Raw genomic sequence first — 14,753 nt, 5'->3', positions numbered from 1 at the left:
GGACCGGGATCGGCCACAACGGCTGGCTCGCGGTCGCCTGGTGCCTGGCTCTCACCGCGCTCGGCTACTTCTGGTCGGCCTCGAAGTTCAACCGTGACCCGAAGTAGCCGACGTGACAGCGCAGGCCTCCGGCCGCGCCCCGTCCCGCACCGCACCGCCCAAGGGCGGCGTACTCCGACCCCTGGTCGGTGAACGCCGCCCCGTCGGCGTCCCCGGCCGCCCGCCGAGCCGGGTCGCGGACCGGTCCCCGTTCCGTCCCCGTTCCCGGCCGACCGCTCGGGTACCGGCCAAGACTGGTCACGACATGCGGACGTCCCAGCGTCCCGGTGCTCCGGACCCGGACCCGGTCCCGGTCCCGGTCTCAGGAGGCACGCCGCGTGCCGGCGCCTCCCCGTATCTCCAGGCCTGCCAGCAGTTCGGCCGTGGCCCCGGTGATGGCCTCCACGGCCTGTTCGAAAACCTCCCGATTGTGCGCGGCCGGCGCACGGAACCCGGACACCTTGCGCACGTACTGCAGGGCGGCGGCCCTGATCTCGTCCTCGGTGGCCTCCTCGGCCAGCACGGGCGGACGCAGTGTCTTGATGCTGCGGCACATGACGTCAGTCTCCCCTCTCCAGGTCCATCTCCAGGTCCACCCGCCAGTCGTTCGATCTGATCCAGTGACCCTTCGGATACTCGAAGTCGGCCTGCCCGAGCAGGGTGAACCCGGCCCCGCGGCAGACCGCGTTGGAAGCGGCGTGCCCCACGCTCGGGAACGCGTGCAGGTACCGGTGCGCCCCGTCGGCCCGGACCGCCTCCCGCACGGCACGAGCCGCCCGGACAGCCAGTCCCCGCCCCTGGAACTCCGGCAGCACCGCCCACCCGGTCTCCCAGACCTCCACGCCCTGCCAGGTCCGCTGCCAGTACCCGATCGAGCCGACCGTCTCGCCGCCGTCCGCCAGCGTGACCCGGTACATCCGCCCCGTCCCGAGCTCTGTGTACCGCCGGTGCCGCGCCGCGAGCTGCTCCTCGGTCTCCGGCCCGCCCAGGTGCGCGGTCATCTCGGGGCTGTTGCTCCTGCGCAGCAGCCACAGGTCCCCCTCCGCCCAGGGGGCCAGGCACACCCGGTCTCCGGCATGCCCGGTCCGCTCGTCCACACCATCCATGTTCTTCACGGTAGGGCAGGGGTCTGACAGTCGGCCTCGGCAGCGGATCGGCACCCCGACAGCGGCTCCCCGCCCCCGCCCGGGCGGGGCCATCCTTTCGCGTGAACCACGGAAGGGAACGCGCACCTCAAAATCGAACAGGCGTATCATTGGGCTGTGGCTACGACCTATGATTTCCCCAGTGATCTCCTCGCCGGTCAGGAGGAACTGCATCAGGTCAGGGCCGAGCTGTCGGCCCTGCTGAAAAGACTTCCCTGGTCCGTCGAGCCGCTCGACGGATTCAGCGACGCGGGCGGCTGGCGCAAGGTCGAGCGCCCGGCCTCGCCCGGCTGGTCGGCGGACGAACAGGCCGAGGTGGAGAAGCTCCGGCAGCGTGAGCGCGAACTCGCCGTGTTCGTCAGCACCCATCGCTACTGGTCGGAGATCACCGGCCCCGATCAGGTGAACGCCCGCTCGGAGCTGAAACGCGCCCGCCAGGCCACGGACCGGGAGACCCCGCCCGAGAACGCCTGAGGAGGCGCCCTGCGTGCAGGGCTCATGAGACCGCCGAGGACGTTCAGTCCCCGCCGAGCCGGTCGAGCCCGTTCCTGCTCGTCAGCCCACCGTCCCCGCACGGGCGGGCGCCGTACGCGCTGCCCGGCACTGCTCACGGACCTCACCCCAGGAAGAACGGGACCTCACCCCAGGGAGAACGGGACCTCATCCCAGGGAGTACACGTACGACCGCACGCGAGAGGCCCCCGGAATACTTCCGGGGGCCTCTCCACCGACGTCTGCGGCGCCGGTCCTGGTGGGCGCGGACGGTTTCGAACCGCCGACATCCTGCTTGTAAGGCAGGCGCTCTACCCCTGAGCTACGCACCCAGGACGAGTCGACAGCCTACATGGCCCGGGGCACTGCCCGGCAAACGTGCTGCCACCGGCACCTCGGCCTGGGGCTAACCCCACCCCCGATCCGGTAGCGGACCGCATCCCGGCGCGGGCCCGTGCCCTCCTACAGTCTGAGAGCCGCGTCGGGAAAGGGCTTCTTCCGCTCCGGAAGGATCCCCGGACGAGGCACCTCGCCGTCCGTTCCAGGGGGAATCTCGTCATGGGCACCCGTACCCTTCCTGCTCGCGCCTTCGCCGCCGTCGGCACCGTCGCCGTTCTCGTCGCGGGTCTCAGTGCCTGCGCCTCCGCCTCGGACGACAAGGACCCCGAACAGCGGTCCTTCGCCCTTCAGGGCGACGTCCTCACCATCGACGCCGACGACTCCGCGCTGGAGATCGTCGCCGCCGACGGCCATCCGTCCGGCAAGGTCGAGGTGACCCGGTGGTTCCAGGGCTCGGTCGCGCTCGGCTCCGGCCCCGAAGTGACCTGGAACATGGACGGCGACCGGCTGAAGCTGCGGACGCACTGCTCCGGTGTGGCCGCCGACTGCGCCACCAAGCACCGGGTGGAGATACCGCGCGGCATCGCCGTCAAGGTGAAGACCGACGACGGCAGCGTGCGGGCGCAGGGCTTCCGGGAGGCGCTGGAGATCCGGACGGCCGACGGGTCCGTACGCGTCAGCGACACCACCGGGCCGCTGGAACTGCACAGCGACGACGGATCGCTGCGCGCGGACGTCACCTCGCGCCGGGTGAACGCGACCACCCAGGACGGCTCGGTCCGACTCGAACTCGGGTCCGTCCCCGACCTGGTGGAGACCCGCAGCGACGACGGCTCCGTGACCGTCTCCCTGCCCCGGGACACGTACAAGGTGTCCGCCGAGAGCGACGACGGATCGGTCGACGTATCCGTGCCCCGGGACGAAGCCAGCTCCCACGTGGTGACCGCGCGGACCCAGGACGGCGAAGTCACGGTCCGAACGGCGAACTGACCGGCCCGTGTGTTCGTCCCTAACGGGTGGGAGAATGAACCCGGGCAGGACGGACGACACGGGAGAGGGATGTGACGGCGACACCATCGCAGCCGTACTCGCCGATGGTGCCGCGCGCGCAGCGCCTGCCGCACCGTTCCCACCACCAGCGCCGCCACCGCGCGTCCGGCGCGGTCCGCGACACGCTCACCCTCGTGGGCCTGCCGCTCCTCGCCGCGCTGACGCTCCCCGCCGCGTTCGCCGGGGGCGGCACCCGCCGCTGGTTCGGCGGGCGGGCCGAGAGCCAGCGGGCGGAGGCGCAGGCCGCGAAGGACGACGCGGCGGCCGCCTTCTACGAGCTGGACACCGCACAACGGGACCTGCGGATCTCGATCGAGACGATCGCGGCCGTCGACGCCTCCCCTGCCGCCCGGCGCGCGGTCACCGACTTCGAGGCACTCGGCCGGCGCATCGACGAGGTCAGCCACCAGTACATCAGCGCCGTCGACGCCCACGACCTGGACCGGGACGACCTGGAGGCGTCGGCGGCCTCCCGCGCGCGCAGCGAACTGACCGCCGCCAAGAACGAGCTCAGCCGGGTCAGGCAGGACCTGGACCGCTTCGCCGACGGCCTAGGCTCCCTGCTCGGCAAGGCCGAGACCCAGCTGGCCCGGCTGGCGCCCTCCGTCGAACGCGCCCGGCAGGCCCTGCTGGCCGCCTCCAACGCCCTGGACGCCGCCCGGGGATCCGGGCTGCGAGCGGACGACCTCGCCGCCCGGCTCGCCGCGCTCGGCCCGGAGCTCACCCGGCTGAACCAGGGCGCCGGACAGCACGGCGTTCCCCAGACCCTCGAGCGGGCGGAACGCGTCACCCGAGAGGCCGAGTCGGTCCGTGCCGAAGCCGAACGACTGCCCGAACGCGCCGCCGAGATCGGCCACCGGCTGGTCTCCCTGCGCACCCGCGCCGAGGCCCTGACCACCCGCACCGACCAGGTCGAACCGGTACTGAGCGAGCTACGGCGGCGATTCACCGTCGCCTGCTGGCAGGACCTCCAGCACGTGCCGGACCAGGCCACCGAATCCGTCCGGCAGGCCGAGCGGAAGCTGGCCGAAGCCCAGACCGCCCGCGACGAACAGCGCTGGCCCGACGCCACCGCCCTGCTGTCGACGGCACGGGCGCTGCTGAACTCGACCGACGAGGCCGTCTCCGCCGCCGGCGACCGGCTGCGGCAGCTGAACGCCGTACAGAAGGACCCTCAGCGGGAGATCGAACGCACCCGCTTCGTGATCCGCGACGCCCAGCGCCTGGCCATGGCGGGCCGCAACACCCCCGACCCGCGGCACGCGCGCCCCCTGGACGACGCCGTGGCCCGGCTCGAGCGCGCGATCACCGTGCTGGCGGGCCGGCACCCCGACTACTGGCACTTCCTGACGGAGACGGAAGCGGTCCGGCAGACAGTTGCCGACGTGGTCACCCGGATCCGTGAGGAACGCGGAGCCGGCCACTGATCTCCGAGCGGCTGCCGGTTGCGGATACCCGATGCTCCTCGCCCGGGTTCTCGTTTCCGCTCCTCACCGGGTTCGCGCCACGTCCCCTGCCGGTCCGCATTCCGTACCGGGTTCTCGTCGCCGGGACGGGCCACCCGGCCGGGCCGGTTAACCTGTGCGCATGCCTCGCTACGAGTACCGCTGCCGGAGCTGCGACGACACCTTCGAACTGAGCCGCCCCATGGCCGAGTCCTCCGCTCCCGCCTCCTGCCCGGCGGGCCACGACGACACGGTGAAGCTGCTGTCGACGGTCGCCGTCGGCGGCTCGTCCTCCGCGCCTGCCCCGGCACCCTCGTCGGGTGGCGGCGGTGGCTGCTGCGGCGGCGGCTGCTGCGGCTGACCTCCCGGCCCGGGGCACGCGCCCGGTGCCGCCGCGTCGGCGCCTCGGCCTTACTCGGTCGACGTCTGCTCCTTCAGCCTCCCTCAGCCAGCGCCTCCCTCAGCTGCCCAGATAGCGCAGCACCGCCAGCACTCTGCGCGAATAGCCCTCACCCCCGGTCAGTTCCAGCTTGTCGAAGATCGCGTTGGTGTGCTTCTCCACCGCGCTCTGCGAGATGTGCAGCCGCCGCGCGATCGCCGCGTTGGTATGGCCCTGCGCCATCTCGGCCAGTACGTCCCGCTCCCGCGCGGTGAGCCGGGCGAGCAGGTCGGTGTGGGTCGTGCGGCCGAGCAGCTGGCGGACGACCTCCGGGTCGAAGGCGGCCCGTCCGGCGGCCACCCGCTCCAGCGCGTCCAGGAACTCGTCGATCTGGACCACCCTGTCCTTGAGCAGATAACCCACTCCTTCCGTCTCACCGGTGAGCAACTCGGTCGCGTACCGCTTCTCGACGTACTGGGAGAGCACCAGCACCCCGACCGCCGGCCAGCGCCGGCGTATCTCCAGAGCCGCGCGCAGGCCCTCGTCCGTGTGGGTGGGCGGCATCCGGACATCGGCGACGACCACGTCCGGCGGGTCCTCGGCGACCGCCTTGAGCAGCAGCTCGGCATTGCCGACGGCGGCGAGCACCTCGTGCCCTTCCTCTGTCAGCAGCCGCACGAGCCCCTCCCGCAGCAGGGTCGAGTCCTCGGCAAGGATCAGCCGCATGGCAGTTCCGCGGCCACGAGGGTGGGCCCGCCCGGCGGGCTGACCACGCTGAGGCTGCCGTCGAGGGCGGCGACGCGCCGGGCGAGCCCGAACAGTCCGCTGCCGGCGGCGTTCGCCCCGCCGCATCCGTCGTCCTGGACGCTCACGTACATCCGGTCCTCCTCCACTCTGACGGCGACGCTTATCCGGGTCGGCGCCGCGTGTTTGACCGCGTTCGTGACCGCCTCGCAGACAACGAAGTACGCGACGGTCGCCACGGCCTGCTCGGGCTCCTCGGCGAGGTCGTACTCCACTCCCACCGGCACGGACGCCCGCTCGGCGACCGTCTCCAGCGCCGCGCGCAGCCCCGCTTCGTCCAGCGTGGTCGGGTAGATCCGCCAGGCGACCTCGCGCAGCTCGTCCAGGGCGCGGCGGCTCTCGTCGTGGGCCTGGCCGAGCAGCTTGTCCCTGCGGTCGGCGTCCTGGCTGCGGCGGGCGCGGCCGAGCAGCATGCCGAGGGCTACGAGGCGCTGCTGCACGCCGTCGTGCAGATCACGCTCGATGCGGCGTCGTTCGTCGTTCACCGCGTCGACCACGGCGGCGCGGCTGGCGGACAGCTCCGCGATCCGCCGCTCCAGCTCCTCCTGGTGGCGGGGGCCGAGGAAGTGACGCGCCAGCTGCCCTTCCAGTCCGAGCACTCCGAATATTCCCTGCACGGCGAGGAACACGAGGAACAAGCCGCCCAGACTGCCGAGGACCAGCGAACCGGGGTTGCGTATGCCGTCCAGCAGGAGCCAGCCGTATATCCCGAAGGTGCCGTACGCGAGGCCGATCGCGGCGGTCAGCATCACCACCCCGCCCAGGACGCCCAGGGCCCAGTGGCAGGCCACGTACCGCAGCGCCCGCACGTCCTCGTACGCGGGCGTGACGCGGAGGTCCAGCCACATCGCCAACCGGGCTCGCTCCAGCTCCGCCAGTCTGCGCGCGCCCACGAGGACCGGGCGCAGTACGGCACGCCGGCCGGCCGGCCAGGCCGCCACGGGCAGCAGGGCCGCACCGGCCAGCAGGGTGAAGAGCAGCTCGACGGCGGCCGCGGCGGTCCCCATGATGAGGCCCACCCCGCACCGCACTACGCGTCGCGCCATGTCTCGCATGATCGTGAGGCTAGCCGGGCGCTGCGGCGGCTCACACTGCGGAAAACCACAATTCCCGCCTGCGGTACACCGCAGTCGATCTTGTGGTCTTCCTCAGTCTCCCTTCAGCTGCGATTTTCTAGCGTGGTCGACATGACAGCCCTCGCAGCGCAGACGGCCGCGGACAGCGGTGCGGCACCGCAGTGGATCAACGACCTCATGGACGCGCTCGGTGCACCGGGCGCCGGCCTCGCCATCGCTCTGGAGAACCTCTTCCCTCCCCTGCCGAGCGAGGTGATCCTGCCGCTCGCGGGGTTCGCGGCGAGTTCCGGCCGGATGAACCTGATCGCCGTCCTGCTGTGGACGACGGCGGGTTCGGTCATCGGCGCGCTCGCTCTGTACGGGATCGGCGCACTGCTCGGCCGGGACCGCACGGTGGCGATAGCGGGCAAGCTGCCGCTGGTGAAGGTGTCGGACATAGAGAAGACCGAGGCCTGGTTCCAGAAGCACGGGACCAAGGCGGTGTTCTTCGGCCGGATGATACCGATCTTCCGCAGCCTGATCTCCGTACCGGCAGGCGTGGAGCGGATGCGGCTTCCCGTCTTCCTCGCGCTGACCACGCTGGGCAGCGCGATCTGGAACACCGTGTTCGTCCTCGCGGGCTACGCGCTGGGTGACAACTGGTCCGAGGTCTCGGGCATAGCCTCCACGTACTCGAAGGTGATCCTCGCGATCGCCGCCCTGGCGCTGCTGGTCTTCATAGGCATGCGGCTGCTGCGGCCGGGGGCCGGCCATCGCAGGCGGGCGCGCGGACACGACCGCGAGCAGGACATACGGCCGCCGGCGGGTGACGACGACTGCTCCGGCACCGGAGACGGTGCCGGAGACAGTGCTGGGGGCCTGGACGGCGGGGTCAGCGAGCCGGGCCCGCCGCACGCAGGAACTCCCGGAGGATCCGCTCACCGGCCAGCACGCCACACTCGGGCAAGGCACTGATCGCCGGTGCCGTCCAGTCGGAGTCGGCCAGCTCGCCGTGGCCGGGACGCCAGCCCCGGTCGGCGGCGAGCAACAGGTCGGCGTCGAGGAGGGAGTCGCCGGCGGCGAGGGTGAGATCGGCACCGGTGCGGCGGGCGACCTCGTGCACGGCGGCGCTCTTGGTGAGCGGCTTGGGGACGGCATAGATCTTGCGGCCCTGGAGGGACACGGTCCAGCCGAGGTTCTCGGCCCACACGGCGAGTTCCTTCACCCAGTCCACGGGCAGCAGTTCGCGCTCGACGACGAGGTAGGCGAAGAGATCCTCGGCGACCCGGTGCTTGCGCACCCACAGTGGGTCGGCGGTGTCCATCAGGTGGTCGCGGACCTCGGCCAGCGAGGCACACTCGTCGGCCAGCCGCGCGGTCACCCGCGCGTGCCAGTCCGGGTCCGAGACGCCGTCCACCAGCAGGTGACCGCCGTTGGCGCAGATCGCGTACTTCGACGGAGGGCCGGGGAGGTTGATGCGCTGGTACTGGGCGCGGGTCCGGGTGGTGGTCGGCACGAAGACCGCCGTGTCGCCGAGGTCGGTCAGCAGCCCGGCTGCCGTCTCGGTCATGTAGGAGAGGGGTTTGCTCTCGTAGACCTCCACGCACAGCAGCCGGGGCGCCCGCAGGTCGGGCATGGTCAGCCCGAGCGCGGCGGCGGAGTAGATGAGCGTGCGGTCGAGGTCGCTCGCGACGAGCACCGGCATCAGAGCGCCACCGCCTTGCCGTCGGCGCCGGTGGCGCCCCGCGTGTACTTGGGGTGGATCAGCCCGACACAGGTGTAGGGCAGGTCGGCGACCTCCTCCACGGGTACGCCCCGCTGTTCGGCCAGCAGGCGTACGTGGTCCAGGTCGGCGCCGGCGCCGGCGCGGGCCAGCACCTTCCAGGGCACGCGGCGCAGCATCACTCGGGTGGTCTCGCCGACGCCGGGCTTGACGAGGTTCACGTCGTGGATGCCGTACTCCTCGCTGATGCGCTCGACGGCGGCCCAGCCCTCCCAGGTGGGGGTGCGGTCGGCGGAGAGAAGCTCCTTGGCCTGGGCTTCGACCGTGTCGGCGACGTCCGGGAAGCGGGTGGAGACGGCGTCGAGGAAGGCCGGCGACAGGTCGGCGCCGGCGAGGTCGCGGTAGAACTTCGCGCCGTGGAAGTCGTGCCGGCCGACGAGGTCGGCGCGGAGCACGGTGCGGGATATCAGGCCGGAGACCGTGGAGTTGAGGCAGGCGGAGGGGATGAGGAAGTCGTCGCGGGTGCCGTAGGTGCGTACGCAGGAACCGGGGTCGGCCAGCACGGCGATCTCCGGGTCGAAACCGGTGATGCCGTCGGAGGCCTCGAAGTCGCGCAGGGCGGCGGCGAGTTCGCGGGTGATGGCGCCCTTGCCGGTCCAGCCGTCGACGAAGACGACGTCGGCGGGGTCGTGTCGGTCGGCCAGCCAGCGCAGCGCGTTGGCGTCGATGCCGCGGCCCCGGACGATCGACACGGCGTAGTGAGGAAGGTCGAGACCATGGCGGAACTGCGCCCAGCGGCGCATCAGGATGCCGACGGGTGTGCCCGCGCGGGCGAGCGAGACCAGGACGGGGCGGGGCGACCGCTCCGCGAGCACGATCTCGGTGACGGCGCCGACGGCGCGGGCCAGCCGGGCGGCGGACGTCTCCAGGGCGGCGTGGAACAGCTCCTGGTACTGCTCGCTGGGCTGGTACTCCACGGGCAGCGACTCCGCGTAGTGCGCGCCGCCGCTCTGGATCGCTTCCTCGCGCTCCTCGGTCGGTGCCTCCAGCGTCACGTCCGAGAGGTCCTGGAGCAGCCAGCCGACCTCGTCGGGCGCGTACGAGGAGAAGTCGGGACCACGCAGGGGCTCGGGCAGCATGGAGGGCCTTTCGGAGGCATGCGGGGCGTGCGGGACGTACGACGGAACGACCGCGAGCAGAACGTGCGGAACGTGGGCGGCGAGCCGGGCCAGCAGACCGTCGGGCGCGTGCAGCGCGGGGGTGTCGGCGGCCGAGTCGACGACGGCGACGACGGCGTCGAAGCCGGCTCCCGCGACGTTGTAGGCGTAGCGCTCGCCGGGGCCGTCGGCCGGGTCGTCGTGTGCGGGAAAGACGAGGCGGGTGCGTATCGCGTACCCGGGGTCGTCGACCGCGAGGACCGGAGAGCGGGTGGTGGTGGAGTAGCGCACGTCGGCGTCGGTGGTCTGCTCCAGCGCGTGGGCCAGGCGCAGCGGGGCGTACATCAGCTCCTCGAAGCCGAGGACGAGCACGCGGCGGGCGCCTGCGGGCAGCGCCTCGGTGATCCGCTCCGCCATGCCGGGCAGGGCATTCTCCAGCCGGTCTCGCTGTGCGGCCGTGAATCCGTGCCGTCCCCCGTCGGGGAGCCCGCCGGGCCACCGCAGTTCGACGCGCGCGATCGAGCCGGGGGAAGGCCGGCTGGGCACCTCGGGACGGGCGGTGGCACCGTGTGCGTGTGCTCCCGGGCGGACCGGGGCGGGATCGGCGGCACTGGCAGCGGCGCTTCGGGAGTCGGGCGCGTGGCCGGGCTCGGCACCGGCACCGGCACCGGCACCGGCAAGCGAACGTTCACCGGCCGGTCCCACTGTGGCGCTGCCGGTGGCCGCTGCGGGGCCGACTGCCGCGGCGTCGACGTCGGCGTCGGACGTCCCTGTGGCCGGGCCTTCCGGGATCGGCTCGGCAGCGCGAGCCTCGTACCGGGCGACCAGTTCCTGTCCCTTCTCCAGTACGCCCTCCGGCAGCCGGACCGTGCCCGAGGCGGCCGTCACCAGGTCCACGCGGGCGCCGATCTCCCGGGCGAAGTCCTCCAGCCGGCCGGCGTCGGCGGGCGAGCGCATGTCGACGAGGGCCACCACGACGTACCGCTTGCGGGGATAGCGCTCGTGCAGGGCGCGGACGGTGTTGAGGACCGTGTTGCCGGTGGAGAACTCGTCGTCGACGAGGACCAGCGGCCCGTCACCGGCCAGCAGCGCCGGGTTCTCGGGCAGCAGGAGGTGGGAGGTGGCGTGCGAGTGGGACTCCTCGAAGCCGCCCGCCCGGGCGACGCCGGTGACCGGACGGCGGGTGGAGTGCAGGTACGGGGCGGGCCCCAGGCCGTCGGCGACCGAGTGGCCGAGGCCGGTGGCGGTCTCCGCGTAGCCGAGGACGACCGCGCTCTCGGCCGCTTCGGCGCCGAGCAGTTCGCGGACCCGGCGGCCGAGGGCGACGCCGTGGCCGTACACGACGGAGGGCGACTGCGGGACGTGCTTGCCGAGCACGTTGGAGACGAGCAGGTGCGCGCGCTTGGGGTTGCGGCGCAGGGCGAGTCCCAGCAGGCCGGTCAGCCTGTCGTCACCGGTGAGCTCGACGCCCAGCCGCTCGGCGACCCAGCTGCCGGACCAGACTCCGGCGCCCTTCTGCGCGCGCGCCCTCTCGGTCATGTACTCGTGCCTCCCGTTGTCCACCGTGGCATGGGCCCTTGCGTCGGTCATGGCTTCCTTGCGTTCAGTCGGACAGGCCGGCGGCGAGCAGTTCCACGAAGCCGATGTCCTCGTTCGCCACCCCGAAGACCTCGGCGCGCAGCAGCGTGCGCTCGGCCCAGGCCCGGTGGGGCTTCACCTCGTTCATCTTGTTCGTGTAGGCGGACCTCAGCACACCCCCGCCGCCGCGTTCGGGACGCAGGATGTCCTGGGCGTCGCTGAACTCCTCGTGACTGACGACGGACAGTGCGTGCACGGGGAGCACGTGCGAGGGGTGGATGCAGGTCTTGCCCAGCAGGCCGTTGGCGCGGTCCAGGGAGATCTCCCGCAGCAGGCCGTCCATCGCGTGTTCGATCAGCTTCTGACGCAGTTCGACGGCCTGCACCTCCAGGAAGGGGCTCTGCCGCAGTTGCGGTTTGAACATCCTCTCCTGGACGCGGAAGTACTCCCAGACCGGCCCGGTGACCGTGAATCCGGTGCCGTCGGCCCGGGCGAGCATGTTCACCACGTCGGCGATCACGGAGGCGACGATCTGGACGTCGTACGCCGTCATGTCGGGGCCCCGGCGCAGTCCGTAGGAGGAGCAGAAGTCGGTCACGCCGAGACGGAGGGCGAGCACGCGGTCGCGGTACTTGTCGACCGCCCGGAAGATGCCCTCCAGCGTCTGCACCCGGGACTCCCGGTACAGCAGGTCCGGGGACTCCAGCACGGGCATGGCGAAGAGCCTGCGGCCACTGGCCGCCTCGGCGGCGGAGAGCGCCTCCAGGAAGGGCATGCCGCGTTCCTCGGTGAACTTGGGCAGCACGAAACCGGACAGCAGCCCTACGGCGGGTCCGAGGCGCCGTACGAGGTCGGGTATCTGCTCGGGGGTGCGGACCCGGACGAACAGCAGGGGGATGTCGGCGTCGAGGGAGGGCTCCCCTGCTCGAACGGTGCCGCGAGCTCGGGGGAGTTCTGCCAGGGCCGTGAGCTGACGGACGAGGTTCTCCTCGCCGACCGGTACGTCGGCGTCGTCGATCGAGTCCTCCAGGCACAGCACCATCGACACCACGCCGCTCGCGCTCTGTTTGAGGATGTCGTCGGCGAGCCTGGGCCGGGTGGCCGGGCTGTAGAGCGTGGCGCCCAGGGCCGCGGACAGCAGCCGCGCCGGGGAGTCCGCCGTGAAGGTGCAGGGCTCCTGGTGGAAGAGACGCTTCCGCACATCAGGGGCAATCTGTCCGAAATGACGCATCAAAACTCCCCCGTGGTGTCTGGGCGACCTGTGAACTGTCCAAAGGTGGCCGGTAATAGTACGTACGTATCCATGTCGGAGGTTCCCACCGGGCATGAATTCGAGGTAACCCGGGCATGTCGGCGGCGGCGACCCGGGGTGAGCGGACACGACCCGCGTACCCGCCCCCGCGTTGTCGTGACCAGGACCGAGAAGGCAGGATGACGGCATGACGCACGCGATGCTGAAGGGGTCGAACGTCCCGCTGCAAGCCACCACGGTACGCGCCGTGCTGCGCTGGACACCCGGGCAGGGGGTCCCCGACATCGACGCCTCCGCGTTGTTGCTGGGTCCGGACGACCGCGTGCGTTCCGACGAGGACTTCGTTTTCTACAACCAGCCCCGGCACCCTTCGGGTCAGGTCTGGCGGCTCGGCAAGAAGCGGGTCGCCGAGGGCCTGACCGATACGATCCAGACAGACCTCCCCGGGGTCGAGTCCTCGGTGGGCCGGATTTTGCTGGTCGCTTCGGCGGACGGCGCCGCCTTCGACCGGGTCCGGTCGCTGCGCATCCTGCTGTACGACGCGACGGCCGCCGACGCGGAACCCCTGGCGTACTTCGACGTCAAGCCGGAGACGGGCGAGGAGACAGCGCTGATCTGCGGTGAGCTGTACCGGCGTGGGGAGGGCTGGAAGTTCCGGGCGCTGGGTGAGGGCTATTCGAACGGGCTGAAGGGCCTGGCGACCGACTTCGGCATCTCGGTGGACGAGTCGGAAGGGGCGGACGACCCCATGTCGGCCCGCCGGCCCGAACCGTCCCCGCACACTTCCGCCCAGTCCGCGTCCGTCCCGCCGGTGGTCGGTCCCGACGAGCCGACGACCGTCCAGCCCGTGCCGGAGATCTCGCGGCCACTGCCTCCCGAGCAGCCCACGGGGGCGCCGGCGCAGCCCGCAGGGGTACCGGCGCAGCCCGCGTACGGATACCCGCAGCAGCCGCCGACGTCACAGCCGGCCTACGGCTACCCACAGCCGGCCGGACGCGCCGGGTACGGCTACCCGCAGGCGCCGGCCGCGGCGGGGGGCACCGGCGCACAGGCCGGCTACGGCTACCCGCCACCGGTCACCGGGGCTCCCGATCCGGACTTCCGGCTGCCGCCGCAGGGACCTCAGTTCATCGGGCGGTAACCACCTGAGCGGGACACGCGTGGAGACCCGAGCAGCACGCGCGGCGGGTACCGAGCAGCACGCGCGGCGTCTCGGCGGTACGGGCGTCGGGCTCAGCGTTCCGCCTTGTTCTTGTGTCCCCGGCCCCACTGCAGGCCCCACCCGTACAGGCGGTCCAGCTCGCCCTGGAAGCCGTACACGAACTTCACCTCGCGCCGGACGAAGATCTCACCCTTGATGTTCTCGATCATCACCACGGCGCAGGACCGGGCCTGCGGGTGGCGCTCGTCGAGGCCTATCTCGATGCGGGGGCCGTTGCTCGGGTAGAGCGTGACGATGGCGTGCGTCCGGTCGAAGGCCGGGGTCTGGTCGTAGATGTAGGCGAAGAGCAGGAGGCGCTTGATGGCGTCCCGGTGGTCGAGGTTGATGTAGAGCGTCTCGCCGGAGGCCGAGCCGAACCGGTCGTCGCCGCTGAGCTTGACGTAGGGCGGGCCGTTGGCGTCGCCCAGGAAGCCGCCGAGCGGCTGGACGACGCCGCGGGTGCCGTCCTGGAGCTCGTAGAGGCAGCCGAGGTCCAGGTCGACGTTGACCATGCTCTGGCTGTGGCCGACGACCTCGGGGGGCTTGAGCGCCTTGAAGGGGTGCCGCAGCAGGCTCTCACGCTGCGCACCCATGATGTCCGAGGTCCGCATCCGCCAGGCGAGGTTGACGCGCAGGTGGCCGGTGGCCGCGCCCTGTTTGGTCAGGGAGACCTGACTGTGCCGTTTGGTCAGCTGGATGGAGTTGGTCGCCGCGCTGCCCGAGTCGAACTCGGCCTCGCGACCGCGCCACAGACCGTCCAAGAAACCCATTCCCGCCCCCACCTTCGCTCGTTCCACCGGCCGCGGACCGCCGACGGGGCGGCCCCGAGGAGTCGTCCTCGTCGACCGCCCCCGCACAGAGCGTTCCTCACCCGGACCGTGTTCACACCGTAGGAGCAGGTACACCGGGGGCGAACCCGGCCCGGGAACAGCAACGTTTCACACCCCGGAGGAGACCTCCGCCTTCTCCTTGCCGCCCTCTCCCCCGGCCGCGGCGAGCCGCTTGTTGCGGCGCACGGAGGACCAGAAGGAGGCGCCGATGAGGACCACGCCGATCATGCCGGTGATGAACTCGTTGATCTCGTACTGGATGGT

15 protein-coding genes, 1 tRNA gene and 1 pseudogene are annotated in these 14,753 nt (G+C 71.7%); 7 read left to right on the top strand and 10 right to left on the bottom strand.

What is annotated here, in order from left to right; translation table 11 throughout:
- A pseudogene (locus tag ACP4J0_RS37725) lies at window positions 1-107 on the top strand (ABC transporter permease); the annotation flags it as partial.
- Between the two features lie 254 nt (window positions 108-361).
- Here ACP4J0_RS37725 and ACP4J0_RS37720 read toward each other — a convergent pair.
- Both ACP4J0_RS37720 and ACP4J0_RS37715 read right to left on the bottom strand, forming a co-directional pair.
- Window positions 362-595, bottom strand: a complete 234-nt coding sequence (locus ACP4J0_RS37720) for a DUF2277 domain-containing protein (RefSeq protein WP_426603833.1) — start codon at window positions 593-595, stop codon at window positions 362-364.
- Window positions 596-599: 4 nt separating this feature from the next.
- Window positions 600-1,145: a GNAT family N-acetyltransferase gene (locus ACP4J0_RS37715; RefSeq protein WP_426603831.1), complete on the bottom strand. Its 546-nt coding sequence runs from the start codon at window positions 1,143-1,145 to the stop codon at window positions 600-602.
- 156 nt (window positions 1,146-1,301) lie between these two features.
- Between ACP4J0_RS37715 and ACP4J0_RS37710 the strand changes: the two genes are divergently transcribed.
- Window positions 1,302-1,658: a hypothetical protein gene (locus tag ACP4J0_RS37710; protein WP_426603829.1), complete on the top strand. Its 357-nt coding sequence runs from the start codon at window positions 1,302-1,304 to the stop codon at window positions 1,656-1,658.
- Between the two features lie 275 nt (window positions 1,659-1,933).
- On the opposite strand, the gene ACP4J0_RS37705 is transcribed toward ACP4J0_RS37710, so the two are convergent.
- A tRNA-Val gene (locus tag ACP4J0_RS37705) sits at window positions 1,934-2,008 on the bottom strand.
- A gap of 226 nt (window positions 2,009-2,234) precedes the next feature.
- Here ACP4J0_RS37705 and ACP4J0_RS37700 point away from each other — a divergent pair.
- The 3 genes from ACP4J0_RS37700 to ACP4J0_RS37690 all read left to right on the top strand — a co-directional run bounded on the left by ACP4J0_RS37700 (window position 2,235) and on the right by ACP4J0_RS37690 (window position 4,871).
- A complete protein-coding gene (locus ACP4J0_RS37700; protein ID WP_426603827.1) occupies window positions 2,235-3,005 on the top strand; it encodes a DUF4097 family beta strand repeat-containing protein in 771 nt (256 codons plus the stop codon).
- A 71-nt stretch (window positions 3,006-3,076) separates the two neighbouring features.
- The gene (locus ACP4J0_RS37695) at window positions 3,077-4,492 is read left to right on the top strand and encodes a hypothetical protein (RefSeq protein ID WP_426603825.1); all 1,416 of its coding nucleotides are present in this window, start codon (window positions 3,077-3,079) and stop codon (window positions 4,490-4,492) included.
- 160 nt (window positions 4,493-4,652) lie between these two features.
- A complete protein-coding gene (locus ACP4J0_RS37690) occupies window positions 4,653-4,871 on the top strand; it encodes an FmdB family zinc ribbon protein (protein WP_426603823.1) in 219 nt (72 codons plus the stop codon).
- Window positions 4,872-4,970: 99 nt separating this feature from the next.
- Here the strand turns inward: ACP4J0_RS37690 and ACP4J0_RS37685 are convergent, their stop codons facing one another.
- Window positions 4,971-5,615, bottom strand: coding sequence for a response regulator transcription factor (locus ACP4J0_RS37685; protein ID WP_426603821.1), 645 nt, complete (start codon window positions 5,613-5,615; stop codon window positions 4,971-4,973).
- Window positions 5,606-6,748 (bottom strand): sensor histidine kinase, encoded by a 1,143-nt coding sequence (locus tag ACP4J0_RS37680; protein ID WP_426603819.1) that lies wholly within the window; start codon window positions 6,746-6,748, stop codon window positions 5,606-5,608. The genes ACP4J0_RS37685 and ACP4J0_RS37680 overlap by 10 nt, the downstream gene beginning before the upstream one ends.
- A 132-nt stretch (window positions 6,749-6,880) precedes the next feature.
- Here ACP4J0_RS37680 and ACP4J0_RS37675 point away from each other — a divergent pair, with 132 nt between their 5' ends.
- Window positions 6,881-7,723, top strand: a complete 843-nt coding sequence (locus tag ACP4J0_RS37675; protein ID WP_426603817.1) for a DedA family protein — start codon at window positions 6,881-6,883, stop codon at window positions 7,721-7,723.
- On the opposite strand, the gene ACP4J0_RS37670 is transcribed toward ACP4J0_RS37675, so the two are convergent.
- The 3 genes from ACP4J0_RS37670 to ACP4J0_RS37660 all read right to left on the bottom strand — a co-directional run bounded on the left by ACP4J0_RS37670 (window position 7,641) and on the right by ACP4J0_RS37660 (window position 12,437).
- On the bottom strand, window positions 7,641-8,453 hold the full coding sequence (locus tag ACP4J0_RS37670; protein WP_426603815.1) for an HAD family hydrolase: 813 nt from the start codon (window positions 8,451-8,453) through the stop codon (window positions 7,641-7,643). The two genes, ACP4J0_RS37675 and ACP4J0_RS37670, sit on opposite strands and share 83 nt — an antisense overlap.
- Window positions 8,453-11,167: a phosphoribosyltransferase gene (locus ACP4J0_RS37665; protein WP_426603837.1), complete on the bottom strand. Its 2,715-nt coding sequence runs from the start codon at window positions 11,165-11,167 to the stop codon at window positions 8,453-8,455. The genes ACP4J0_RS37670 and ACP4J0_RS37665 overlap by 1 nt, the downstream gene beginning before the upstream one ends.
- A gap of 64 nt (window positions 11,168-11,231) precedes the next feature.
- Window positions 11,232-12,437: an HpcH/HpaI aldolase/citrate lyase family protein gene (locus ACP4J0_RS37660; protein WP_426603813.1), complete on the bottom strand. Its 1,206-nt coding sequence runs from the start codon at window positions 12,435-12,437 to the stop codon at window positions 11,232-11,234.
- 208 nt (window positions 12,438-12,645) lie between these two features.
- On the opposite strand from ACP4J0_RS37660, the gene ACP4J0_RS37655 reads away from it, so the two are divergent.
- Entirely contained in the window at window positions 12,646-13,599 is a 954-nt protein-coding gene (locus tag ACP4J0_RS37655) for a TerD family protein (protein ID WP_426603811.1), read from the top strand.
- 92 nt (window positions 13,600-13,691) lie between these two features.
- Here ACP4J0_RS37655 and ACP4J0_RS37650 read toward each other — a convergent pair whose 3' ends face one another.
- Together ACP4J0_RS37650 and ACP4J0_RS37645 are read right to left on the bottom strand one after the other, a co-directional pair.
- On the bottom strand, window positions 13,692-14,429 hold the full coding sequence (locus ACP4J0_RS37650; RefSeq protein ID WP_426603809.1) for a TerD family protein: 738 nt from the start codon (window positions 14,427-14,429) through the stop codon (window positions 13,692-13,694).
- A gap of 168 nt (window positions 14,430-14,597) precedes the next feature.
- On the bottom strand, window positions 14,598-14,753 hold a 156-nt coding region (locus ACP4J0_RS37645; RefSeq protein ID WP_426603835.1), incomplete at its 5' end, for a DUF475 domain-containing protein.

The organism is Streptomyces sp. WG7 (assembly GCF_049975785.1).
Taxonomy (GTDB): Bacteria; Actinomycetota; Actinomycetes; order Streptomycetales; family Streptomycetaceae; genus Streptomyces.
This window is presented reverse-complemented; position numbering and strand designations above follow the sequence as displayed.